Here is a 22896-nt window from a genome sequence, read left to right as displayed (position 1 = left end):
ATCCAGTGCTGCGTTATCTGTCGATCCGTGTGGTCCGCTCGCTCGCGGTGGTCCTCTGCCTCAGCGCCATCGTGTTCGCCCTGGCGCATCTGGTGCCCGGTGATCCGGCGGCCCTGATCGCGGGTGAGAACTCGACGCCTCAGCTGCGCGCTCAGATCACCCGGCAGCTGGGTCTCGACCAGCCCGTGTGGTCGCAGTACCTCACCTGGATCGGGCACGCCGTGCGAGGCGATCTGGGCTCGTCCCTGCTGGACGGGCAGAGCGTCGGCGCGCAGGTCGCCGCCCGTCTCCCGGTGAGTCTGGAACTCGCCGTCTACGCGGCGGTGATCGCGGTCCTGTGGGGTATTCCGGCGGGCATCTGGTCGGCCATGCACCAGGGGCGCGCCAAGGACCGGCTGGTCAACAGCGCGGCGTTCATGGGGCTCGCGGTCCCGCCGTTCGTGGTCGGCACGGTGATGGTCCTCCTGGTGAGCACCCTGGCACCGGCCTGGCCGCTGTTCTCGTTCGTGCCGTTCTCGCAGGACCCGCTCCTGAACCTCCAGGTGCTGCTGCTCCCGGCGATCGCCCTGGGTATCCCGTTCGGCGCGACGCTCTGCCGCTACATGCGGGCCGCCGTCCTCGACGTGGAGGGCCAGGACTTCATGCGGACGGCGGCGGCGAAGGGCGCGGGGCGACGGCGGCTGATGCTGCGGCACGCGCTGCGCAACGCGCTGGTGCCCGTGGTCACCGCAGGCGGTCTCCAGCTCGGGGTGCTGGTCGGCGGCACCGTGATCGTCGAGCAGGTCTTCGCCCTCCCCGGGCTCGGCTCGCTGATCGTCAACTCCATCACCCAGCACGACTTCACGGTGATCCAGGGCGCGATCCTCGCGCTGGGCGCCTCCTATGTGCTGATCAACCTGGTGACCGACCTGGTCTACCCCCTCATCGACCCCCGCATCCGGACGACTGGAGCTCGCCGTGACGGTTGAATCCACCGCGCCCGCCGTCACCGTGGCCCCGGCGCGACGACGACCGCGGCCCCGCCTCGGCTGGAACGCGACGCTGACCACGGGTGTGTGCGTCCTCGGCGCGATCGTGGTGCTGTCCGTGCTCATCGGCGTCTTCGGCCGCTACGCGTCGACGGACGTCGGCGACTCGCTGCTCACCGGTCCGTCGGGGAGCCACTGGCTGGGCACCGACAACCTCGGCCGCGACCTGTTCACCCGGACCTTCGGGGCGGCCCGGCAGTCCCTCATGGTGGCCTTCGGGGCGACCACCCTCGCCGCACTGATCGGCGTCCCGATCGGGCTCGTCGCGGGCTACAACGCCCGGCGCCTGGACGCGGTGCTGATGGCCGCGATGGACACCGCGATGTCGATTCCCTCCGTGCTGCTGGCACTTGTGCTGGTGTCGGTCTTCAGCCCGGGCATGTGGGTCCTCATCGGGGGCATGGGCCTGATCTTCGTGCCGTACTTCGCGCGGATCGTGCGGGCTCCGGCACTCACCGTGCGCGAGCGGGACTTCGTGTCGGCGGCGCGTATCGCCGGCGTACGGACCCCGGTGATCATCGGCCGCCATGTGCTGCCGAACGTGCTGTCCTCCGCGCTCGTCCAGTACGCCAACACCGCGGCGACCTGCGTCCTGGTCGAGGCGTCCCTGAGCTATCTGGGCCTCGGTATCCAGCCGCCGACGCCCAGTTGGGGCCGGATGATCTTCGAGGGCCAGCGCTACATGAAGGACGACCCGCTCCTGGTGATCGTCCCCGGCATCACCCTAGCCATCGCCACGGCGGCCTTCGGCCTCATCTCGGACGGCCTCCAGGAACAGCTCAACCCGCGCGGCAGGCGCCGTACGCCCTGAACAGGCGTCCGCACCACGTCACTTCACCCTCACGTTCTTTCGAAACAGGCGGTCATGATGACGAACCACACCCTCTCCCGCAGAAACGCGCTGGCCCTCGGCGGCAGCACGCTGGCCGGCCTGATGCTGGCGGCCTGCGGCGGTACGGCCACCACGGCGAGCAACACCTCCGGGAAGCCGGTCAGCGGCGGCACCCTCACCATCGGGCTCGACGGGGAGCCCACGGTCGGCTTCGACCCGCAGGTGGCGCAGGCGTACTTCGACCAGCAGATCGTCGCGCAGTTCTACGAGGGCCTGCTGAGCCTGGACAGCAAGGGCCAGATCAAGCCCGGGCTGGCCAAGAGCTACCAGCAGGTCGACTCCACCACCTACCGCTTCACGCTCCGCGACGGGATCACCTTCCACGACGGCACCAAGCTCACCACCGAGGACGTCATCTTCAGCCTGGAGCGGCTGATGGATCCCGCGATCAAGTCGCCGTACACCCAGCAGTACAAGATCAAGACGGTGACCGCGCCGGACGCGAGCACGATCGAGATCAAGCTCAGCACTCCGCAGCCGTCGCTGTACAACTTCCTGGCCCGCCCGTGGAGCGGCGCCATCATGAGCAAGAAGTGGACGACGTCCCGCACCGGGAACCAGCTCAAGCAGACGGAGAACGGCACCGGCCCCTTCGCCCTGAAGAAGTGGTCGAAGGGCATCTCCATCGAGCTCTCCGGCTACAAGGGCTACTGGGACAAGCCGAAGCCGTATCTCGACACGGTGATCTACCGGCTCATCCCCGACGAGACCTCGCGCGTCGCCTCGCTGCGCTCCAACTCGGTGCAGCTGCTGTCCTTCCGCGACCTGCGCATGGTGAGCGACGTCAAGACGACGAGCGGGGTCACCGAGGCGAACGGGCCGATCGTCTCCAGTGTCTGGCTCAACATGAACACTCTCAGCGGACCGCTCGCCGACAAGCGGGTCCGCGAGGCGTTCAACCTCGCCATCGACCGCAAGACCCTGATCAAGACGCTGGGCAGCGGCTCCGCCACCTTCGGCTACGTCATCCCGCCGCAGGACCCGTACGGCATCACGCCCACGTCCGCCGACCCGATGTACACGCAGAACCAGAGCAAGGCCGTCGCGCTGCTGAAGGAGGCGGGCAAGAGCAAGGTCACCATCGAGCTGCTCGCCCCCAGCGACCCGGCCTACGGTCCCGACATCTCCGCCATGGAGCTGATGAAGGCGCAACTGTCCAAGGTGGGCATCACACTCAACCTCAAGCTCATGCCGTTCGCGAGCGTCGTGCCGAAGGTGCTGGCCGGCGAGTACACCGACATGGTGATGATGACCAGCGTGCTCAACGCCGACCCGAGCCAGTACCTCGACCTGTGGTTCGCGAAGGGCAGTCCGGCGACCAAGGTGAAGGACCAGCACCTGTGGGACCTGATGGCCGCCGCGAAGAGCGAGCAGAACAACGCGAAACGGGTGACGCTCTACCACCAGCTCGCCCAGTACATCGCCGACGAGGCCTACCTGCTGGTGCCGTACGCCAAGGCGGTGCGCGGCGAGGCGTGGAGCGACAAGCTGCACGGCTACCAGCCGGACGCCACGGCGACCCGCCTCAACCTCAAGAACGCCTGGCTGTCCCAGTGAAGGCCGACACCCTGACTCCCGCGCGGGCCGGTGCCGACACCGACGGCACCGATCCGGTCCTCGATGTCTCGGGGCTGCACATCGGGTTCGGCGGCTCGGACGTCGTCTCCGGTGTGGATCTCCGCGTCGAACAGGGCGAAGTGGTGGGCCTGATCGGCGAGAGCGGCTGCGGCAAGTCCAGCGTCGCCCTCGCCGCCATGGGGCTGTTGGGCTCCGGCGCCGATGTCCGCGCCGAACGGCTGGAGGCCTGCGGCACGGATCTGCTGGGCAGCCGCCCCGCCGAACTGGAGAGCCTGCGCGGCGACCGCGTGGCCATGGTCTTCCAGGAGCCCATGACCTCGCTCAACCCGTGCATGCGGGTCGGCGCGCAGGTCGCCGAGGTGCTCCGCATCCACGGCAAGGCAGGCCGGAAGGAAGCTCAGGAGCGGGCGGTGGACCTGCTGCGCCTGGTGGAGATCCCCTCGCCGGAGCGCCGGGCCAAGCAGTTCCCGCACGAACTCTCCGGCGGCATGCGCCAGCGCGTCGTCATCGCCATCGCGATGGCGGGCAACCCGCGCCTGCTGCTGGCCGACGAACCGACGACCGCCCTCGACGTCACCGTGCAGGCCGAGATCCTCCGGCTGCTGCGCTCGCTCCAGGAGGAGCACGGCATGGGGATGCTGCTCATCTCGCACGACCTCGGCGTCATCACCGCCATGTGCAGCCGCGTGCAGGTGATGTACGCCGGTCAGGCCGTGGAGTCCGGCACGGTCGACCAGGTGCTGAACGCGCCCCGGCATCCGTACACCCGGGCGCTGCTCGCGGCGGTGCCCCGGATGCGGGAGGGCGACGGCACCCCGCTGACCGCGATCCGCGGCCAACTCACGGACGACGCCCGCCGGTTGCCCGGGTGCCGCTTCGCACCGCGCTGCCCGCTGGCCGCCGACGCCTGCGCCGAGCCCCAGCCCTTGCGGCCCGTCGGCGAAGGGTGGGTGTCGCGCTGCTGGCGTGACATCGAGGACGCGCCGACCGCAGCCGGAGGAAACGATGAGTGAATCGCGACTGGATCTGACAGTGGCCGAACCGACGGCTCCGCCCCCTGCGGCGGACACCGGGGTGCCGCTGCTCGAACTCGCCGGTATCGGCCACGAGTTCGGCCGTCGCCCGGGCCGTTCCGGTGTCCGGGCCGTGGACGACATCTCGCTGGCCCTGAACCCCGGTGAGACGGTCGGCCTGGTCGGCGAGTCCGGGTGCGGCAAGAGCACGCTGGGCCGGATCGCCACCAGGCTGTACCGGCCCACGCGGGGCGCCGTGCGCTTCGAGGGCAAGGACATGACGCACAAGCCGAGGAGCGCCGACCTCAAGGCGTTCCGGCGTGCGGTGCAGATGGTGTTCCAGGATCCCAACGGCTCGCTGAACCCCCGGCTGCCGGTGGGCTCCAGCATCGAGGAGCCGTTGCGGGCCCGAGGGGTGCCGCGCATCGAGCGTCGCGAGCGGCTCGCGGAGGTGCTGGCGGAGGTCGGCCTCGACGCGGCGGCGGCCGCCCGTTATCCGCACGAGTTCTCCGGCGGTCAGCGTCAACGCCTCGCGCTCGCCCGGGCGTTGGCCCCGCAGCCGTCGGTCATCGTCCTCGACGAGCCGACCTCAGCGCTGGACGTCTCCATCCAGGCGCAGATCCTCAATCTGCTCCAGGAGATCCAACAGCGGGACCGCATCGCCTACTTGTTCATCTCGCACAACCTCGGTGTGGTCCGCCACCTCAGCCAACGGGTCGCCGTGATGTACCTCGGTTCGATCGTCGAGATCGCCTCGGCCCAGCAGTTGTTCGAGGCTCCGCAGCACCCGTACTCCATGGCACTGCTCTCGTCCGTCCTCGAACCCGGCGACGACACCGGGCCCGGCGAACAGATCGTGCTGAAGGGCGAGTTGCCCTCACCGACCGACATTCCGACCGGCTGCCCCTTCTCCTCGCGCTGCTGGCTGGCCGACGACCACTGCCGCAGCGAACGCCCCGCACTCACCGAACAGGCACCCGGCCATCTGACCGCATGCCACAAACCAGGGGGTCACTCATGACGGACACACTGCACCGCGGCTACGTATCGAGCCCGTTCGGTCAGCTGCACTATGTCGAATGCGGCACGGGCGAACCGGTTCTGATGCTCCATCAGACACCGCGCTCCTGGACCGAGTACCTGGACGTGCTCCCCCTCGTCGGGGCCACGCACCGGGCCATCGCCATGGACACCCTGGGTTTCGGGGCGTCCGCGAAACCTGACGAACCCCACACGATCGACCGGTGGGCCGACGCCGCCGACGCGTTGATCGAGGAACTCGGCCTGGAGCGCTTCCATCTCGTCGGCCATCACACCGGCGGGGTGATCGCGGTGGAACTCGCCGCCCGCCACCAGAAGCGGGTGGCGAGTCTGTTCCTGTCCGCGACGCCCTTCATCGACGAGGAGAAACGACGCACGGCGGACCAGCGCAAGGCCGTCGACCACGTCTTCCCGCAGCCCGACGGCTCGCACCTGCTCGAACTGTGGAACCACAGGCGGGAGTTCTACGAACTCGGCGAGGAGGCCGCCCTCAACCGCTTCATGATCGACGCGCTGACCGTGCTGGACCGGGTCGAGGAAGGGCACGTGGCGGTACGCGGCTCGATGATGGACCAGCGGCTGCCCCAGGTCACCGCCCGCACCCTCGCCGTCTGCGCGTCCGGCGACCACTTCTCGATGCCGGGTCTGGAGAGGTTCGCGGACGCCGGCTGCGAGACACGGGTCATTCCTGGTGGACACGTCCCCGTGCCGGAGCAACTTCCCGAGGAGTTCTCGCGGCACATCCTCGACTGGGTGGCGGCGGGATGACCACCGCCGGCGCGGTCCGGGAGTCCGGCGAGCGGCCCAACTCGGTGCTCGGCAAGGTGAGTCTGATCCTGTCGGCCTTCGGTGACGACGACTTCTCGCTGGGCCTCGCGGAGTTGAGGTCCCGCACCGGCATCGCGAAGGCCACCGTGCACCGGCTGTGCCAGGAGCTGGTGGCCACCGACTTCCTGGAGCGGGACGGCTGCAACTACCGCCTGGGCGTACGGCTTTACACGATGGGCCTGCGCTCGCCCCACCAGCGCACCCTGCGCGAGGCGGCCAGGCCGGTGATCGAGGGCCTCGCCCAGAGCCTGGACAACGCCGTGATCCTGGCGATCCCGCACGACTCCGAGCTGCTGTGCGTCGAGAACCTCGGCACGCACCGCAACCACGCCCGGTCCACCGCCGACGGCCGACGCCTGCAACTGCACAGCACCGCCGCGGGCAAGCTCACCCTGGCTCTTCTCCCCGAGCAGTATCCGCTCGCGAGCGTCCTCCCCCGGATGGTCCGCTGCACCCCGCACACGCTCGGCCCCGCCCAACTACCCGGTGAACTCAAGCGAGTTCGGGAGCAGGGCTACGCCTTCGAGGTGGAGGAGCGGCGCCTCGGCTATCTCGCCGTCGCGGTTCCCGTACGCGGCGCGGGCGGCGCCTATCTGGGCGCGCTGTCGGTCATCGCGCCCACGGCGGGCAGCAGGATCACCCGGCTGCTCTCGGCCCTGACCGAGGCATCGAGCGTCATCGCGGCGCGGCTCGCCCGGTACGAGTCCTACCGCGCCCCTCTCTGAGCGGGGAGCGAGGGCCCTCCGAAAAGGTCAGTGCCGGGCTCAGCGGACCTGTCGTGTGAGCAGGGCGTCCAGTCGGGGGTAGACGGAGCGGGCGTTGTGTTCCTGGACCGCCGCCAGGTCGGACGAGGGGAGCGCCGCCGCCTCGATGTAGCGGCGGGTGTCGTCGAAGTGGTGCCCCGAGCACGGGTCGATGTCCCGTACGGCGCCGATCATCTCCGAGGCGAACAGGATGTTCCGGACCGGGACGACATCGAGGAGGAGGTCGATGCCGGGCTGGTGGTACACGCAGGTGTCGAAGTAGATGTTGCCCAGGACGTGTTCCTCCAGCGGAGGCTTCCCGAGCGCCATCGCCAGACCGCGGAACCGGCCCCAGTGGTACGGCACCGCGCCCCCGCCGTGCGGGATGACGAACCGCAGCGTGGGGAAGTCCGCGAACAGGTCGCCCTGGACGAGCTGCATGAACGCCGTGGTGTCGGCGTTGAGATAGTGCGCGCCCGTGGTGTGGAAGGCCGGGTTGACGCTCGTGCTGACGTGGATCATCGCAGGGATGTCGTACTCCACCATCTTCTCGTAGAGCGGGTACCACGAGCGGTCGGTGAGGGGTGGGGCGGTCCAGTGGCCGCCCGAGGGGTCCGGGTTGAGGTTGACCGCGACGGCGCCCAACTCCTCCACACAGCGCGTGAGTTCGGGCACGCAGGTGGCCGGATCGACGCCGGGTGACTGCGGGAGCATCGCGGCGGGCACGAAGCGCTCCGGGTACAACTGGCTGACGCGGTGGCAGAGTTCGTTGCAGATGGCTGCCCACGTGGAGGAGGTCGCGAAGTCCCCCACATGGTGGGCCATGAAGGACGCGCGGGGCGAGAAGACCGTCAGGTCGATGCCCCGTTCGTCCATCAGCCGCAGCTGGTTCGGCTCGATGCTCTCGCGCAACTCGTCGTCGCTGATGCGCAGTTCAGCCTGAGCCGGTGGGGCTTGTGGGGTACCGAGTGCGGCGGTCTGTCGTTCGCGCCACTCACCGAGCGCGGCGGGTGCGGTGGTGTAGTGGCCGTGGCAGTCAATGATCAATGTGTTGTCCTTGTCGGAGACCCGGGCCCATCGATGTCCACCGGCCGTCCAGGCCCCCAACGTCGATTACTGATGATATTGTCGACAATATCATCAACGATGACGGGGGCTTCTCCTCCGGACTCATGAGCGCACGTACAGTTGGCCGGCAGTTGTCGAGTTGATCAGGGCGGTAGGAGTGGCGCAGAACCGTAAGTCGGGGCAGGCGGGACGCGGTGTCGTGCAGCAGCACATCCGCCAGGCGCTGGCCGCGGGCGACATGGTGCCGGGCCAGCGGCTGGTCGAGCAGGAACTGTCGGACGCGCTCCTTGTCAGCCGCAGTTCGGTCCGTGAGGTTCTCCAGGAGTTCGCGGCCGAGGGTCTCGTGGAGCTGATCCCGCACCGTGGTGCGCGGGTTCGGGTGATCTCGGTCGAGGACGCCGTGCTGATCACGGAGTGCCGCGCCGCTCTGGAGGGGGTGTGCGCACGGCGGGCCGCCACGCGGGCGACGCCCGACGACCACGTGACGCTGCGCGAGATCGGTGACGCCATGCGCGAGGCCGTGGCCCAGGGCGAGTTGGAGACCTACTCCGCCCTCAACCGTCGTCTGCACGCCACTGTCGCCCGGTTGAGCGGCCAGCACGTGGCGGAGTCGCTGCTCGACCGGCTGAACGGGCAGATGGTCCGCTACCAGTTCCGCCTCGCGTCCCGCCCCGGCCGCCCGTCGCAGTCCCTGCCGCAGCACCTGGCCATCATCGACGCCGTCGTCTCCGGAGACCCGGCGTCGGCCGAGAAGGCCGCCCGTGCTCATCTCGACAGTGTCATCGAGCAGTTGCGGGCCACGAACGGCCCCGCGGCATCCGTCGTCGGCCGCTGATCCGGATCCGGTGCACGACCGCCGGGACGTCCTCCGCCGGGCGTCACGCGGCTGCCCGGTATCCCGCGTCGAGCTCCGAGTCCAGCCGCACCCGGTCGATGGCGTTCTCCCATTTCCCGACGACCAGCGTGGCCACACAGTTGCCGGCGACGTTGGTGAACACGAAGGCCGCCGACAGGATGCTGTGAATGCCCAGCACCAGGGCGACGCTGCTGACCGGAATCCGGTGGGTCGTGCTCAGGGTCAGCGCCAGTACGGCGATCGCCGAACCGGACACCCCGGCACCGCCCTTGGACGTGAGCAGCAGGACCAGCAGCAGCCCGACCTGACCCTGCCAGCTGAGGTCGGTACCCGTGGCCTGGGCGAGGAAGACGCTGACGGTGGCGAAGTACAGGCACGTACCGTCGTGGTTGAAGCTGTAGGCGGTCGGCAGCACCAGGCCCACCACGGGTTCGTCCACCCCGAGCTGCTTCAGCTTCGAGGTGAGCTGGGGGAACACGCTCTCCGACGAACTGGTGCCCAGCACCAGGAAGAGCTCCGCCCGGAAGTACCGCAGCAGCTTGAACAGGCTGACGCCCGCGTACCGGGAGACGGGCCACAGCACCAGGACGAAGAACAGCACGACGACGAGGTAGAACACGCCGATCAGCTTGCCTAGCGACGTCAGTGTGCCGAGGCCGTACTTGGACACGGTGAAGGCGATCGCGCCGAACGCGGCGAGCGGCGCGATCCGCATGACCTTGCGGATGATCCAGAACAGCGTCTGCTGGACGCCGCCGACGATGTCCAGAACCGGCTGGGCCCTGTCGCCGAGGGAGGCGAGTCCGCACGCGAACAGCACCGAGAAGACCAGCACTTGGAGGATGTCGCCCTCGGCGAAGGCCTGGACCGCGGAGGTGGGCACGAGGCTGACCAGGAAGTCGTCGAAGCCCTCCGACTTGGCGGGCGCCGCGCTCGATGCGGCGTGCAGTGACGACGGGTCGATGTGCATGCCGGCGCCCGGACGGAACACGTTGACGACGACGAGCCCGATGATGAGAGCGAGCGTCGTGATCACTTCGAAGTACACCAGAGCACGCACCGCGATACGGCCGACCTTGCCGAGATCCCGGACACTGGCGATGCCGTGGGTGACGGTGCAGAAGATGATCAGGCCGACCACCATCTGGATCAGGTGGATGAAGATGTCACCGAGGAACTGAACGTGTTGGCCGACGGACGGGGCGAAGTTGCCCACGATCACGCCCAGGGCGACCCCGGCGAGGACCTGGAAGGCCAGGTCGCGGTAGAAGGGATTAGGAGGTTTGCGGGCGACTGTCGGTGCGTCCGTGGTTATCGCTTCACTCATCGTCGTTCCCAGTTTCTTCGTTGAAAGACTGGTTGTGGGGATGGTGCAAGGTCTGTCGGGAGGCAGTGCCGGGTGGGGAGCTTCAGGCCGCGTCGTCGCCGAGGATGTCCCTGGCGGGCCCGAACACCTCGTCCACGTCGAGCCGTCGGGGCAGGAGGCCCTGCGCCAGACAGGCGTCGACGATCAACTCGACGGGACCCCGCAGCCGTTCGAAGCCGAAGAGGGTCGGTGACGGCGTGCCCACCGGGTGTTCGACGGTGGCGTCGGCGCGCCGCAACAGCGCGTAGGCCTCGCGGATCGCCGCAGGGTCCTCGCGGCTCACCGACTCGCCCGCGGCGACCATGTGGTTGACCGGCACGAAGCCGTGCCGGCGCCCCCACTGTTCGTCGCGGGCCGGGGCATCCGCGACCACGCGCACGAACTCGTCCCCACCGGGAAGGTCGTTGCCCAGGACGGCGGCGTCGACACGGCCCTCGCGCAGGAGGTCGGGCAGGCTCGTCCCGTCGGCGTCGCGCTCCACGAACTCGGGGTCCGTGTACTGCGCCACGTGCGGTCCCTGCTGGGTGATCCAGCGGGAGTCCCGCGCGGCCAGGCCGAAGTCCTCGGCCAGGTGTGTGCGCACCCACATCCCCGTGGTCTGGGTGTAGGAACGTACGCCGATCCGGGCGCCGGTCAACTCCTTGGGCCCGACCGGTCGCGAGGCATGGGCGATGAGACAGCCGCGCTGGAAGCGCGAGGCCACCACGGCGGGCAGCAGCACGATCGGCCGGCCGTAGGCGATGGCCTGCAAGGCGGTCACGACCGCCAACTCACTGAGGTCGTACGCCTCGTCGCGCACCATGGGCGCGAAGGCCCGGTGGACCGGGGACACGTCGGTGAAGGAGAGCTCGACCCGGTCACTGCGGACCTCGCCGCTCTTCAGGGCGGCGGTGTGCGGGTGGTCGGCGAGGACCGTTCGCAGCACGGTGGGCTCAGGCACGGCTGTCTCCCGCTGTCATGAGGGAGGGATAGAACGCTGTGGCCGTACCGCCGAAGACCATCTCCAGGTCGGCCTCCGACAGACCGGAGACCGCGCCACGGGCCTCGGCGAGGATCTCTGCGAGAGTGCATTCCGCCGCCGGGAAGTTGGAACCCCACGCGATGCGCCCGGCGCCGTAGGCGGCGACCAGGTCCGCCAGGAACTCCGCGGTCGTGGACCTGCCCTTCGCCGCGGCCTCCAGCGGTCGGTGGGTGAGCTTCAGATGCACACCGGGATGGGCCGCCAGGTCGAAGAGGTCCCGCGCGGCCCGGTAGGGGCGGCCGTCGGACAGATCGGGGCGGGCGCAGTGGTCGAGCAGTACGCGGACACGGGGAAACCGCTCCAGCAGAGCGCGCAGTGCGGGCAGTCCCTGGATCGTCATCTGAAGACACACCGGGATGCCGTGTTCCTCGGCGTAGGACCAGGCGGGATAGGAACGTTCATGGCCGAGCCAGTCGGCCTGGCCGGGCATGGTGGTACCGGTGGTGAACAGGCGGAATCCGGACAGGCCCTGTCCTTGCCAGTGTTCGATCCTGGCGACCGCGTCCTCGGCCAGTGCATCGATCGAGTAGACCCCGACGAAACGGTCGGGGTGGGTCCGCACCGCCTCGGCGACATAGCGGTTGTCGTGCCCGTAGACCGTGGACGCCTGCACGACCACCGCCTTGGCGATGCCGGCTTCGTCCAGCGCACGTACGAGGCCGTCGATGTCCACCGGGTGAGCCTGCGACCACTCGGACCGCCGGCCGCCGACGGGGTCGGCGGGGTAACGCTTCGTATCCGGAGAGATGACGTGGGTGTGAGTGTCCACGATCTCCATCAGACCTCCCTGGGTCTAGTCGGACGTGTGGCGGGTTGTCGACGTCCCGGCCGAAACCCGCTCACTGACCCAAACCGAAGTCGAAGATATTGTCAACAATTTCATCAATGATTTTGATAGCCTTGGGCTACCAGAGCCACGAAGCCCTCCGGGTTGTCCCGCATCATGTGGTGGCCCGCATGGGGAACGTCGACGACGGGGATGCCGGCCTGCCGGACGGCGGGCTCGTCCGCGTAGGGGCGGCTCCGGGTGCCTATGAGCATGACCTTCGGCTGCGGAAGGCCGTAGAAGAGTTCCGCCGTCCCGGGAGTGGTCCCGCGCACCAGGCTCACGGCGCTGCGGTGCAGGATCGCGGGATCGGCCGCGCGCATCCGTGCCGCGTAGTCGGGCTCCAGTCCCGCCAGGACCGTACGGAATCCGTGGCTTACGAAGTCCTCCTCCCGGTAGGCGGCGATGGCTCCGCTGTACAGGCCGCCGCCCGTGCGGAGGTTGGGCTCGGCGAGGACGAGGCGGGAGGCGAGGTCGGGGCGGGCCGCGGCGAGGACGATCGCGATGGCCCCGCCCATCGAGTGTCCGACGAGGACGGCGTCCTCGATGCCCTCGTCGTCGAGGACGGCGGCGACCGTCTCGGCGTGGGCCTCCAGCGTGCCGGGGAAGTCCTTGGGGCGGTCGCTGAAGCCGTGGCCGAGGAGGTCCACGACGATCGCGCGTCCGCCGGAGAGAGCCGCGATCCCCGTGAAGTCGGCCGAGCCCGCGCAGCCCAGCCCGTGGAGGTACACCCGTGCGGGGCCGTCACCCGGGATGTCGATCCAGCGCAGGTGGCCACCGGCCCCGGGGATGTACGTGGACCGCATCAGTGCTCCTCAACAGCCTTCGGGCAAGGGGAAGTTCGGGGTGTCGCCGTCATCGCCAGAGGCGTTTGTCGTCCGGGACGGCGAGAAGCGATTCGGCCGGGTCGTGGGTTCCCTGGGGTTCGCGCAGCGGTACGACGCCGACGCAGCGGCCGTCGCGATCCAGGATCCGGCCCATGTGCTTCACCGTGCGCAGGACCACCGAGCGGTCGTCGATCACCAGGCGCGGGAGCCGGCGCGACAGGTGCGCCTCGAAGGTGTGCACGTCGGCCAGGGCGCGCAGCCAGACGTCGATGACGAGGTTGTTCGGGCCCGCGGTGATCGCGCACGAGCGGACCTCGCGCACGCCGGACAGGACGCGGCTGGTCTCCTCCAGGTACTGGGCGGGCACGGACGCGAAGTACACCGCCGACAGCGGCCAGCCGGACAGCCGCCGGGCGAGGTCGCAGCGCAGGCTCACGCGGGAGGCCAGCAGCGACTGGAGTCTGCGGCGGACCGTGGTGACGCCGACGCCGGTCGCGGTCGCCAGGGCGCGGATCGACATCCGGCCGTCGGAGCTGAGGAGTTCGAGGATCTGCGCGTCCAGGGAGTCCCAGGGCGCGGTGGACCCCGTGCCGGGGTCGGGCGGGACGTCCGACGCGTGGCTCGCCTCGACGCGCGCGCACTGGGCCGCGTCCAGACTGCGCAGCCGCCAGCGGCTGCCCTCGGTGGGGACGCCGGTGGAGACGTGGGTGCGGGTCGCGCGGACGCCCGGTGTCTGCTGGAAGAGCCGGGTGGTGAGGTGGGCGAGTTCGTCGAGGTCCCTGGTCTGGACGGCGGTCACGACATCGCGGCCGCCGGCCGTGATCTTGACGTTGGCCACGGCGTGCTCGGCGGCGAGGGCGCGGGCCACGTCCTCCGCGACGCCGGGTTCGGTGTCGACCTCGACGATGCCCGTCACCACGATCCGGGAGTCCGACAGCCTCGGGTAGGCGGTCACCCACGCCAGCCCGGCCTCCTCAAGACGCTGCCAGCGCCGGGCGACCGTCACCGGGTTCACGCCGAGCACATCACCGACCAGGGTCCAGGGGGCCCGGGGGTGGATCTGTAGCGCGTGCACGACTCCGCGGTCCAGTTCGTCGAGATCCGCGGCAGCGAAATCCTGCGCCTCCTGGGACGGCGTATTCCTGCGCGCCCGACTGAAATCAGGATCGGAAGCTGCACCGTAGCGCGGGGTTATCTCGTCCATTGCAGACTCCCTTTCGCCTGTTCCTGATAGCGAGGTTCCCCGACACCGAGGTTCCTGATACCGAGGAGTGATTCGGCCCCACCATGACGGATGCCATGACGCAAGAGACCTTTCGGACCATGTTGCGCGTCGAGAACGCCCGCCTCGTCGACGGTACCGGTGCGCTCCCGGTGCCCGACGCCGTCGTCGTCGCGGACGCGGAGGGAGCGCTCACCTACGCCGGACCAGCGGCTACGGCCCCACCCGTGCCAGGTGACGGCTCCGCGGTCCGGATCATCGACGCCGGCGGCCGGACCGTGCTCCCCGGGTTCTTCGACTGCCACACCCACCTCGCGTACGCGCAGGGCTCGCCGCCCGGGCGGCGCGGCGAACTCGATCCGGTCCTGGTCACCTACGACACCGCGACCCGGCTGCGGCAGACCCTGGACGCCGGCATCACCACCGCCCGTGACCTGGGCGGACTGTCGACCGGGTTCCGTACGGCCGTCGAGACCGGCCGGATCGTCGGCCCCCGTCTGCACACCGCCGTACGGATCATCAGCCACACCGGCGGCCACGCCGACTTCCGCCTCCTCGACGGCACCGACCTCAGCGGCGGCGAGATGGCCGAACTGGCCGACACCGTGGACGAGTCCCGGCTCGCCGTGCGCAGGATGATCCGCGCGGGCGCCGACGTGATCAAGATCTGCGCGACCGGCGGCATGGCCAGCCCCTACGACCAGCCCGAGGACGAGGGGCTGATGGAGGACGAGATCCGGGCCGTGGTGGACGAGTGCCGGCGTCACGGCGGCAAGCCCGTCGCCGCCCACGCGCAGGGCACCGCGGGCATCCTCACCGCGATCCGCGGCGGCGTCACCAGCATCGAGCACGGCTACGGCCTGGACGAGCGGGCGCTGGACCTGGCGGGCGAGCGGGGCACGTTCGTCGTGCCGACGCTGTCCACGGTGTTCGCGGGCCTCGACAAGAACCTGATGCCGGAGCACCACTACCAGAAGAAGGTCCGCTGGTCGGGCATCACCAAGGAGAACATCGCCCGCGCCATCGACCAGGGCGCCCGTATCGCCCTCGGCACCGACGCGGCCGTCTGCCCGCACGGCCAGAACCTGCTGGAGCTGCGCTTCCTCGTGGACCTGGGCATGGACCCCATGGCCGCGATCGTCGCCGGCACCCGCGTCTCCGCCGAACTCCTGGGCCTGTCCGACCGGTTGGGCACGCTGACCGTGGGCAAGACCGCCGATCTGATCCTGTGCGACGGCGACCCGCTCACGGACATCGGCGTGCTCGGCGATCCCGGCAACATCGTGTGTGTCGTCCAGGACGGCGTCGTACGCAAGGATCTGCTGCCCGCTGCGGGAACCCGCTGACGGTCTCATCCCCGGAGAGCACCTGAGCGGAGGGCCGGCAGGACCGAGCCGCCGACGGTCTCGATCAGGTCGGTGGGCAGGTCGTAGGAGCCGACGTGCTGGAGGAAGACGTCGGTCACGCCCAACTCGCGCAGGGTGCGCAGGCGTTGGGTGATCTGTGCGGCCGTGCCGATCAGGCAGAACTCCTCGGCGAAGCGGACGGCCGCCTCGTCGCTGATCCAGGCCGAGCAGATCCTGACCGCCTCGTCCCAGTCCTCGGCGTGCACGAGGTCCGGGTAGACGCCCTCCACCGTGGCCGGAACGTCCACGTCGATGCCGGCGAGGGCGAGGAAGGACGCGCCGCCGTTCTGGGCGATCGAGGCGCAGATCGGTTTGATCAGGCGGGCCTCGGCCTCGATGTCGTCGGTGACCGCGCAGAACGCGGACACGGTCACCGGGAGGGTCTCGGCGCTCCGGCCCGCCGATTCCGCGCCCTCCCGCACCCGGGCGGTGGCGGCGGCCAGGGTGCGCGGCGAGACTCCGCTGAGCAGGATGACGCCGTCGGCGATCTCACCGGCCAGCCGCAGGTTGCGCGGCCCGCTCGCCGCCAGATGCAGCGGCACGGACGGCTGGGGGTCGCGCAGCCGGGAGCGGACCTTGCCCTCGAAGTCCCACTCGTGCCCGTCCAGCAGGGCCCTCAACATGCCCAGTCCTTCGCGCAGTTGGGCCGAGCCGGTCTGCCGCAGACCGATGGGCGCGACGGAGCTGTTGCCCACGCCGAGGCCGAGGGTGAACCGGCCGGGCGCGAGTTCGGCGACGCTGCGCGCGGCCGACGCGACGACGGAGGGGTGCCGGGTCGCCAGGTTGGTGACGGCGGTGCCGAGGCCGATCCGTTCGGTGGCGAAGGCGGCCGCGGTGAGCGTGGTGAACACGTCCCGCCACAGCAACTGCGAGTCGGGGAACCACACTTGGTCGAAGCCGAGCTCCTCGGCCCGACGTACGGTCCGGGCCACGCGGTCCGCCCGGTCGCAGGGCGGGACGCGCACGCCGATCCGCAGCGGGCCATCGTCGCGGCTCTCCGAAATGTCGCTGTTCATGGAGAGGACCCTAGGGACGAACGACAGGCCGTCGAACAGCCTCGGTCCGCTCAGCGAGCCGCTCCCGGATTAAGTGCCGGCGCTGCTGAATCCGATGAAAGGGATCGGTTGGACGCGCACGGCGGGCGCGGGCACAGTTGGCGTCGTGAACCACATCGCAGATCCGGGGCGCTACGACAGCACGATGCGCTACCGCCGCACCGGCCGCTCGGGGCTCGACCTGCCCCTGCTCTCGCTGGGCTACTGGCACAACTTCGGTGACGACCGCCCCTTCGAGACGCAGCGCGAGATCGCGCTGCGCGCCTTCGACCTCGGCATCACCCACCACGACCTGGCGAACAACTACGGCCCTCCCTACGGCGCCGCCGAGTCCAACTTCGGCCGGCTGCTGAAGCAGGACCTCGCGCCGTACCGGGACGAGCTGGTCGTCTCCACGAAGGCCGGCTGGGACATGTGGCCGGGCCCCTACGGCCAGGGCGGCGGCTCCCGCAAGTACGTCCTCGCCTCGCTCGACCAGTCGCTGAAGCGCACGGGCCTCGACTACGTCGACATCTTCTACTCCCACCGCCTCGACGCCGGCACCCCGCTCGAAGAGACCATGGGCGCGCTGGACACCGCCGTCCGCCAGGGCAAGGCGCTCTACGTCGGCATCTCCTCCTACGACGCGGAGCGCTCCCGTGAGGCCGCCGCGATCCTGCGCGAGCTGGGCACGCCGCTGCTCATCCACCAGCCGTCGTACAACATGCTCAACCGGTGGATAGAGACCGACGGGCTGTTGGATGCCGCGCAGGACGAGGGCTTCGGGGTCATCGGTTTCACGGCACTGTCGCAGGGGCTGCTGACCGGGCGGTACCTGGACGGGATCCCGGAGGGGTCGCGGGCCGCGCAGGGCACGTCGTTCGACGCGGGCTGGCTGACGGAGGACATGGTGCGCCGGCTGCGCGCGCTGAACGACATCGCGGGACGGCGCGGGCAGTCCCTGGCGCAGATGGCGCTGGCGTGGGCGCTGCGGGACGAGCGGGTCACCTCGCTGGTCATCGGCGCGTCCCGCACGGAGCAGCTCGAACAGAACGTGGCCGCGCTGGACAACCTCGCCTTCAGCGCCGAGGAGCTGGCCGAGATCGACTCGTACGCCGTGGACGGCGGCGTCGACCTGTGGCAGGACGCGCGGACTGGGAAACTCGGCTGAGTCGCACAGTGCCGGCCGTCATGGCCGGCACTGCCCGGAACAGCGCGGAGGCATGAAGTACATGACAGTTGACGGCTCGGTCGAGCGTACGGACGGCAGCATCGGCGGCGAGAGCGTCCCGACCACGCAGGCGGTGCTGGAGTCCCTGACACCCAGCGCGACCTTCCTCGTCGTCACCGTGGAGCCGGGCGGCGAGCAGACGGTGCGCCAACTCCTCGAAGATCTGGGCGGGTTGATCCGGTCCATCGGGTTCCGCGCGCCGGACGGGCGGCTCAGCTGTGTGACCGGCATCGGGTCGCGGGTGTGGGACCGGCTGTTCGAGGGCCCGCGCCCCGCCGAACTGCATCCGTTCCGCGAACTCGCCGGCGAACACCACACGGCCGTCTCCACCCCGGGCGACCTGCTGTTCCACATCAAGGCCGTACGGGCCGACCTGTGCTTCGAGTTGGCCGCCGAGATCATGGGGCGGCTCGACGGTGCGGTCGCCGTGGCCGACGAGGTGTCCGGGTTCCAGTACTTCGACGTGCGCGATCTGCTGGGCTTCGTCGACGGCACGGAGAACCCCGTCGGGCAGGCGGCCCGCGAGGCGGTGGTGATCGGTGGCGAGGACCCGGAGTTCGCGGGCGGCAGCTATGTGATCGTGCAGAAGTACGTCCACGACATGGCGGCCTGGAACGCGCTGCCTGTGGAGCAGCAGGAACGGGCTATCGGGCGCAGCAAGTTGACCAACATGGAGATGGACGACGACGTCAAGCCGGCCGACTCGCACATCGCGCTCAACGTGATCACCGGCCCGGACGGCACCGAGCGGAAGATCCTGCGCGACAACATGCCGTTCGGCAGCGCGGGCCAGGGCGAGTTCGGCACCTACTTCATCGGGTATGCCCGCACGCCCTCGGTGACCGAGCAGATGTTGCGCAACATGTTCCTGGGTACGGACACCGCGTCCCACGACCGCATCCTGGACTTCTCCACGGCCGTCACCGGAAGTCTTTTCTTCGTGCCCTCGGCGGATTTCCTGGACGACCTGCCCGCTTCCCCGGCTCCCCAGGACGAGCAACTTAAGTGAACGGTTAACCAGCCGTTGACACCCCTGTCCGCCGAGCGCCCAATGAGGCCCGGACACGGCGCCCGGCCGACCGGCCAAGAGCCGTGCAGGACAGGGGGATTGCGGTATGCAGGTTCCCGCTCCGTTCGAGTACCAGCGGGCCGGCAGCGTCGGTGAGGCGGTCGCGCTGCTCGACCGGCTGGGCGACACGGCACGGCTGGTGGCCGGCGGGCACAGTCTGATCCCGATGATGAAGTTGCGGCTGGCCAACTTCGAGTACCTGATCGACATCAACGACCTGCACGACGAACTGGGTTACGTCCGCGTCGAACCCGGGCTGATCCGCATCGGCGCGATGACCCGCCACCGCGAGCTGCTGGAGTCGGACGAACTCGCCGCCGCCTTCCCGGTGTTCCGAGACGCCGAACGTGTCATCGCCGACCCCGTGGTGCGCAACCGGGGCACGCTCGGCGGCTCCCTGTGCCAGGCCGACCCGTCCGAGGACCTGTCCGCCGTGTGCACGACGCTCGACGCCAGCTGCGTGATCCAGGGCATGGACGGCGAACGGGTGGTGTCCATGGAGGACTTCCACCGGGGACCGTACGAAACCGCCGTGGGCGACGCGGAGATCCTCACCGAGGTCCGCTTCCCGGTCCGCCCGAACGGCTCCAGCGCCTACGAGAAGGTCGAACGGCGGGCCGGTGACTGGGCGGTGGTGTCGGCCGGCGCCGCGGTGTGGCTGGACGGCGAGGGGCTGATCGCCGACGCCCGGGTGGGGCTCGCCGCCGTGGGACCGAACACAGCGGGCATCCCCGGCATCGCCGACGCCCTGCGCGGCCGGCGACCGACCGAGGAACTGTACGGACAGGCCGGGGACATCGCCGCCGAGGCCTGCTCCCCCGTGACCGACCGGCGCGGCAGTGCCGAGTACAAGCGGCATCTGGCAAGGGAGTTGACCATGCGCGTGCTGCGCCGGGCCGTGGCCCGCATCGACGGACAGGAAGTGTGATCGTGCAGGTCAGCATGGTCGTCAACGGCGAAGAGGTCACCCGGGAGATCGAGGGGCGGCTGCTGCTCGTCCACTTCCTGCGCGACCACCTCCGGCTGACCGGCACCCACTGGGGGTGCGACACCAGCAACTGCGGTACGTGCGTGGTGTGGTTGGACGGCGAACCGGTCAAGTCCTGCACCGTCCTGGCCGCGATGGCGGGCGGACACGAGGTGCGCACCGTGGAGGGGCTCGAACAGAACGGTGAACTCGACCCGGTGCAGCGCGGGTTCGTCGAGTGCCACGGTCTCCAGTGCGGCTTCTGCACTCCCGGGATGATGATGACCGCGCGTGCGTTGCTGGACCGCAACCCCGATCCCTCCGACCAGGAGATCCGGGAGGCGATCTCCGGGCAGATCTGCCGCTGTACCGGCTACGCCACCATCGTCCGCTCCGTCCGGTGGGCGGCGGCCGAGGAGGCCGGGACCCGAACTTCCTTGGAAACACAGGCCACTTCGGCTTCGGCTTCGGGGAGCGCGTCATGACCACCGTCTCCGAGAACGGCCACCGCACCGCCTTCGTCGACAACGACAAGAAGCCCTGCGGCCACGGCCGGATGCTCCGCAAGGAGGACCCGCGCTTCGTCCGCGGCAAGGGCCGCTACGTCGACGACCTCGACCTGCCCGGCATGCTGCATCTGGCCATCCTGCGCTCGCCGTTCGCGCACGCCCGTGTCCTCTCCGTCGACACCACCCTCGCCGAGGCCCACCCGAAGGTCCGGCTGGTGGTCACCGGCGCCATGCTCGCCGAGAAGGGCCTGGCGTGGATGCCGACCCTCTCGAACGACGTGCAGGCGGTCCTCGCCACCGACAAGGTCCGCTTCCAGGGCCAGGAGGTCGCCTTCGTCGTCGCGGAGGACCGCTACGCGGCCCGGGACGCGCTGGAGTTGATCGACGTCGAGTACGAGCCCCTCGACCCGGTGATCGATGTCCGCACCGCCCTCTCCCCCGACGCGCCCGTCATCCGCGACGACCTGGAGGGCAAGAACGACAACCATTGCTTCGACTGGGAGACCGGCGACGAGGCCGAGACCGAGGCCGTCTTCGCCCGCGCGGACGTCGTGGTCACCGAGGACATCGTCTACCCGCGCGTGCACCCGGCACCGATGGAGACGTGCGGTGCGGTCGCGGACTACGACCAGGTCGACGGCCGCCTCACCCTGTGGTCCACCACCCAGGCACCGCACGCCCACCGCACCCTCTACGCGATCGTCGCCGGACTGCCCGAGCACAAGATCCGGGTCGTCTCCCCCGACATCGGCGGCGGCTTCGGCAACAAGGTGCCGATCTACCCCGGTTACGTGTGCGCGATCGTCGGCTCACTCCTCATCGGCAAACCGGTGAAGTGGATGGAGGACCGCGCGGAGAACCTCATCAGCACCGGCTTCGCCCGCGACTACGTGATGCGCGGCGAGATCGCGGCCACCCGCGACGGCAGGATCCTCGCCGTCCGCACCCAAGTCCTCGCCGACCACGGCGCGTTCAACGGCACGGCCGCACCGGTGAAGTACCCGGCCGGCTTCTTCGGTGTCTTCACCGGCAGTTACGACATCGAGGCCGCCCACTGCAAGATGACCGCCGTCTACACCAACAAGGCGCCCGGCGGGGTCGCGTACGCCTGCTCGTTCCGCATCACAGAGGCCGTCTACCTGATCGAGCGGATCGTGGACTGTCTCGCCTACGAACTGGCCATGGATCCGGTCGAGTTGCGGATGAAGAACTTCATCCGGCCCGAACAGTTCCCCTTCCGCACCAAGACGGGCTGGGTCTACGACTCGGGCAACTACGCGCCCACCATGGAACTCGCCAAGGAACTCGCCGGCTACGACGCGCTGCGCGTCGAGCAGGCCGAGAAGCGGGCCCGGGGTGAACTCATGGGCATCGGCGTGTCGTTCTTCACCGAGGCGGTCGGCGCGGGTCCCCGCAAGGACATGGACATCCTCGGTCTCGGCATGGCCGACGGCTGCGAACTGCGGGTGCATCCGACCGGGAAGGCGGTCGTCCGGCTGTCGGTCCAGTCGCAGGGGCAGGGGCACGAGACGACGTTCGCGCAGATCGTCGCCGAGGAACTCGGCATCCCGCCGCAGGACATCGACGTGGTGCACGGCGACACCGACCAGACACCGTTCGGCCTGGGCACCTACGGCAGCCGGTCCACGCCCGTCTCGGGCGCCGCCGCGGCCCTGGTCGCCCGCAAGGTTCGCGACAAGGCACGGCTCATCGCCTCGTCGATGCTGGAGGTGTCGGTCGCCGACCTGGAGTGGGAGAAGGGTTCCTTCCGGGTCGCGGGTGACCCCGAGGCCTCGGTCACGATCCAGGCCATCGCGATGCGGGCGCACGGCGCGGGCGATCTGCCGGAGGGTATGGAGGGCGGTCTGGAGGCGCAGATCTGCTACAACCCGGAGAACCTCACCTATCCGCACGGCGCCTACATCTGCGTCGTCGACATCGACCCGGGTACGGCGAAGGTGACCGTCCGCCGGTTCGTCGCCGTCGACGACTGCGGCACCCGTATCAACCCGATGATCATCGAGGGGCAGGTGCACGGCGGGCTCACCGACGGCGTCGGCATGGCACTGATGGAGATGATCTCCTTCGACGAGGACGGCAACTGCCTCAGCGGCTCGCTGATGGACTATCTGATCCCGACATCGCTCGAAGTCCCCGACTGGGAGACCGGGTTCACCGTCACGCCCTCCCCGCACCACCCCATCGGCGCCAAGGGGGTCGGCGAGTCCGCGACGGTCGGCTCGCCGCCCGCCATCGTCAACGCGGTGGTCGACGCGCTGAAGCCGTACGGCATCCGGCACGCGGACATGCCGCTCACGCCCTCGCGGGTGTGGGAGGCGATGCAGGGCCGACCGGCTCCGCCGATCTGAAG

21 protein-coding genes are annotated in these 22896 nt (G+C 69.6%); 14 read left to right on the top strand and 7 right to left on the bottom strand.

Annotated elements, in window-relative coordinates; translation table 11 throughout:
* The first annotated feature begins 5 nt into the window (after positions 1-5).
* Genes ACNFOC_RS05380 through ACNFOC_RS05350 form a run of 7 tightly spaced genes read left to right on the top strand, consistent with a single transcriptional unit; the run spans position 6 to position 7105 of the window.
* Positions 6-968, top strand: coding sequence for an ABC transporter permease (locus tag ACNFOC_RS05380; protein WP_416957099.1), 963 nt, complete (start codon positions 6-8; stop codon positions 966-968).
* Positions 958-1839, top strand: a complete 882-nt coding sequence (locus ACNFOC_RS05375) for an ABC transporter permease (protein ID WP_416957097.1) — start codon at positions 958-960, stop codon at positions 1837-1839. Before ACNFOC_RS05380 ends, ACNFOC_RS05375 begins: the two co-directional genes overlap by 11 nt.
* A 57-nt stretch (positions 1840-1896) precedes the next feature.
* Positions 1897-3477, top strand: coding sequence for an ABC transporter substrate-binding protein (locus tag ACNFOC_RS05370; RefSeq protein ID WP_416957095.1), 1581 nt, complete (start codon positions 1897-1899; stop codon positions 3475-3477).
* Entirely contained in the window at positions 3474-4511 is a 1038-nt protein-coding gene (locus ACNFOC_RS05365; protein ID WP_416957093.1) for an ABC transporter ATP-binding protein, read from the top strand. The genes ACNFOC_RS05370 and ACNFOC_RS05365 overlap by 4 nt, the downstream gene beginning before the upstream one ends.
* Positions 4504-5532 (top strand): ABC transporter ATP-binding protein, encoded by a 1029-nt coding sequence (locus ACNFOC_RS05360; protein ID WP_416957091.1) that lies wholly within the window; start codon positions 4504-4506, stop codon positions 5530-5532. Before ACNFOC_RS05365 ends, ACNFOC_RS05360 begins: the two co-directional genes overlap by 8 nt.
* Positions 5529-6320, top strand: a complete 792-nt coding sequence (locus ACNFOC_RS05355; RefSeq protein WP_416957089.1) for an alpha/beta fold hydrolase — start codon at positions 5529-5531, stop codon at positions 6318-6320. Before ACNFOC_RS05360 ends, ACNFOC_RS05355 begins: the two co-directional genes overlap by 4 nt.
* Positions 6317-7105, top strand: coding sequence for an IclR family transcriptional regulator (locus ACNFOC_RS05350; RefSeq protein WP_416957087.1), 789 nt, complete (start codon positions 6317-6319; stop codon positions 7103-7105). The genes ACNFOC_RS05355 and ACNFOC_RS05350 overlap by 4 nt, the downstream gene beginning before the upstream one ends.
* Before the next feature lie 39 nt (positions 7106-7144).
* Here ACNFOC_RS05350 and ACNFOC_RS05345 read toward each other — a convergent pair whose 3' ends face one another.
* The gene (locus ACNFOC_RS05345) at positions 7145-8170 is read right to left on the bottom strand and encodes an amidohydrolase family protein (RefSeq protein WP_416957085.1); all 1026 of its coding nucleotides are present in this window, start codon (positions 8168-8170) and stop codon (positions 7145-7147) included.
* A gap of 178 nt (positions 8171-8348) precedes the next feature.
* Between ACNFOC_RS05345 and ACNFOC_RS05340 the strand changes: the two genes are divergently transcribed.
* Complete coding sequence (locus ACNFOC_RS05340) at positions 8349-9026, top strand: GntR family transcriptional regulator (RefSeq protein ID WP_416957083.1); 678 nt, start codon at positions 8349-8351, stop codon at positions 9024-9026.
* A gap of 43 nt (positions 9027-9069) precedes the next feature.
* On the opposite strand, the gene dctA is transcribed toward ACNFOC_RS05340, so the two are convergent.
* The 5 genes from dctA to ACNFOC_RS05315 form a co-directional block, all read right to left on the bottom strand.
* Complete coding sequence (dctA, locus tag ACNFOC_RS05335; protein WP_416957081.1) at positions 9070-10374, bottom strand: C4-dicarboxylate transporter DctA; 1305 nt, start codon at positions 10372-10374, stop codon at positions 9070-9072.
* Positions 10375-10456: 82 nt separating this feature from the next.
* The gene (locus ACNFOC_RS05330) at positions 10457-11353 is read right to left on the bottom strand and encodes a type 2 periplasmic-binding domain-containing protein (protein WP_416957079.1); all 897 of its coding nucleotides are present in this window, start codon (positions 11351-11353) and stop codon (positions 10457-10459) included.
* Positions 11346-12212: an amidohydrolase family protein gene (locus tag ACNFOC_RS05325; protein WP_416957077.1), complete on the bottom strand. Its 867-nt coding sequence runs from the start codon at positions 12210-12212 to the stop codon at positions 11346-11348. The genes ACNFOC_RS05330 and ACNFOC_RS05325 overlap by 8 nt, the downstream gene beginning before the upstream one ends.
* A gap of 104 nt (positions 12213-12316) precedes the next feature.
* Complete coding sequence (locus ACNFOC_RS05320; protein WP_416957075.1) at positions 12317-13066, bottom strand: alpha/beta fold hydrolase; 750 nt, start codon at positions 13064-13066, stop codon at positions 12317-12319.
* A gap of 49 nt (positions 13067-13115) precedes the next feature.
* On the bottom strand, positions 13116-14291 hold the full coding sequence (locus ACNFOC_RS05315) for an Lrp/AsnC family transcriptional regulator (protein WP_416957073.1): 1176 nt from the start codon (positions 14289-14291) through the stop codon (positions 13116-13118).
* Between the two features lie 83 nt (positions 14292-14374).
* Between ACNFOC_RS05315 and ACNFOC_RS05310 the strand changes: the two genes are divergently transcribed.
* Positions 14375-15655, top strand: coding sequence for a metal-dependent hydrolase family protein (locus ACNFOC_RS05310; protein ID WP_416957071.1), 1281 nt, complete (start codon positions 14375-14377; stop codon positions 15653-15655).
* Positions 15656-15660: 5 nt separating this feature from the next.
* On the opposite strand, the gene ACNFOC_RS05305 is transcribed toward ACNFOC_RS05310, so the two are convergent.
* Positions 15661-16731 carry an LLM class flavin-dependent oxidoreductase gene (locus ACNFOC_RS05305; RefSeq protein WP_416957069.1) on the bottom strand — a complete coding sequence of 357 codons (1071 nt, stop codon included), beginning with the start codon at positions 16729-16731 and terminating at the stop codon, positions 15661-15663.
* Positions 16732-16876: 145 nt separating this feature from the next.
* On the opposite strand from ACNFOC_RS05305, the gene mgrA reads away from it, so the two are divergent.
* The 5 genes from mgrA (at position 16877) to ACNFOC_RS05280 (ending at position 22894) form a co-directional block, all read left to right on the top strand.
* Positions 16877-17920 (top strand): L-glyceraldehyde 3-phosphate reductase, encoded by a 1044-nt coding sequence (gene mgrA / locus ACNFOC_RS05300; RefSeq protein WP_416957067.1) that lies wholly within the window; start codon positions 16877-16879, stop codon positions 17918-17920.
* 61 nt (positions 17921-17981) lie between these two features.
* Positions 17982-18989 (top strand): Dyp-type peroxidase, encoded by a 1008-nt coding sequence (locus ACNFOC_RS05295; RefSeq protein ID WP_416957149.1) that lies wholly within the window; start codon positions 17982-17984, stop codon positions 18987-18989.
* 106 nt (positions 18990-19095) lie between these two features.
* Entirely contained in the window at positions 19096-19977 is an 882-nt protein-coding gene (locus tag ACNFOC_RS05290) for an FAD binding domain-containing protein (RefSeq protein WP_416957065.1), read from the top strand.
* On the top strand, positions 19974-20501 hold the full coding sequence (locus ACNFOC_RS05285; protein ID WP_416957063.1) for a (2Fe-2S)-binding protein: 528 nt from the start codon (positions 19974-19976) through the stop codon (positions 20499-20501). The genes ACNFOC_RS05290 and ACNFOC_RS05285 overlap by 4 nt, the downstream gene beginning before the upstream one ends.
* A complete protein-coding gene (locus ACNFOC_RS05280; RefSeq protein ID WP_416957061.1) occupies positions 20498-22894 on the top strand; it encodes an aerobic carbon-monoxide dehydrogenase large subunit in 2397 nt (798 codons plus the stop codon). The genes ACNFOC_RS05285 and ACNFOC_RS05280 overlap by 4 nt, the downstream gene beginning before the upstream one ends.
* Positions 22895-22896 lie beyond the last annotated feature (2 nt).

It is taken from the genome of Streptomyces colwelliae, from assembly GCF_048158785.1.
Lineage (GTDB): Bacteria > Actinomycetota > Actinomycetes > Streptomycetales > Streptomycetaceae > Streptomyces.
Note: the sequence above shows the minus strand (reverse complement) of the source record. Positions and strands in the feature narration are given on the sequence as shown.

What these genes read in the sequence shown, in the direction of transcription:
- ACNFOC_RS05360 (WP_416957091.1), top strand. Translation starts at nt 4,504, where the DNA reads ATGAGTGAATCGCGACTGGATCTGACAGTGGCCGAACCGACGGCTCCG.
- ACNFOC_RS05355 (WP_416957089.1), top strand. Translation starts at nt 5,529, where the DNA reads ATGACGGACACACTGCACCGCGGCTACGTATCGAGCCCGTTCGGTCAG.
- ACNFOC_RS05370 (WP_416957095.1), top strand. Translation starts at nt 1,897, where the DNA reads ATGACGAACCACACCCTCTCCCGCAGAAACGCGCTGGCCCTCGGCGGC.
- ACNFOC_RS05310 (WP_416957071.1), top strand. Translation starts at nt 14,375, where the DNA reads ATGACGGATGCCATGACGCAAGAGACCTTTCGGACCATGTTGCGCGTC.
- ACNFOC_RS05295 (WP_416957149.1), top strand. Translation starts at nt 17,982, where the DNA reads ATGACAGTTGACGGCTCGGTCGAGCGTACGGACGGCAGCATCGGCGGC.
- ACNFOC_RS05305 (WP_416957069.1), bottom strand. Translation starts at nt 16,731, where the DNA reads ATGAACAGCGACATTTCGGAGAGCCGCGACGATGGCCCGCTGCGGATC.
- ACNFOC_RS05280 (WP_416957061.1), top strand. Translation starts at nt 20,498, where the DNA reads ATGACCACCGTCTCCGAGAACGGCCACCGCACCGCCTTCGTCGACAAC.
- ACNFOC_RS05315 (WP_416957073.1), bottom strand. Translation starts at nt 14,291, where the DNA reads ATGGACGAGATAACCCCGCGCTACGGTGCAGCTTCCGATCCTGATTTC.
- ACNFOC_RS05320 (WP_416957075.1), bottom strand. Translation starts at nt 13,066, where the DNA reads ATGCGGTCCACGTACATCCCCGGGGCCGGTGGCCACCTGCGCTGGATC.
- ACNFOC_RS05290 (WP_416957065.1), top strand. Translation starts at nt 19,096, where the DNA reads ATGCAGGTTCCCGCTCCGTTCGAGTACCAGCGGGCCGGCAGCGTCGGT.
- ACNFOC_RS05325 (WP_416957077.1), bottom strand. Translation starts at nt 12,212, where the DNA reads ATGGAGATCGTGGACACTCACACCCACGTCATCTCTCCGGATACGAAG.
- dctA (WP_416957081.1), bottom strand. Translation starts at nt 10,374, where the DNA reads ATGAGTGAAGCGATAACCACGGACGCACCGACAGTCGCCCGCAAACCT.
- ACNFOC_RS05350 (WP_416957087.1), top strand. Translation starts at nt 6,317, where the DNA reads ATGACCACCGCCGGCGCGGTCCGGGAGTCCGGCGAGCGGCCCAACTCG.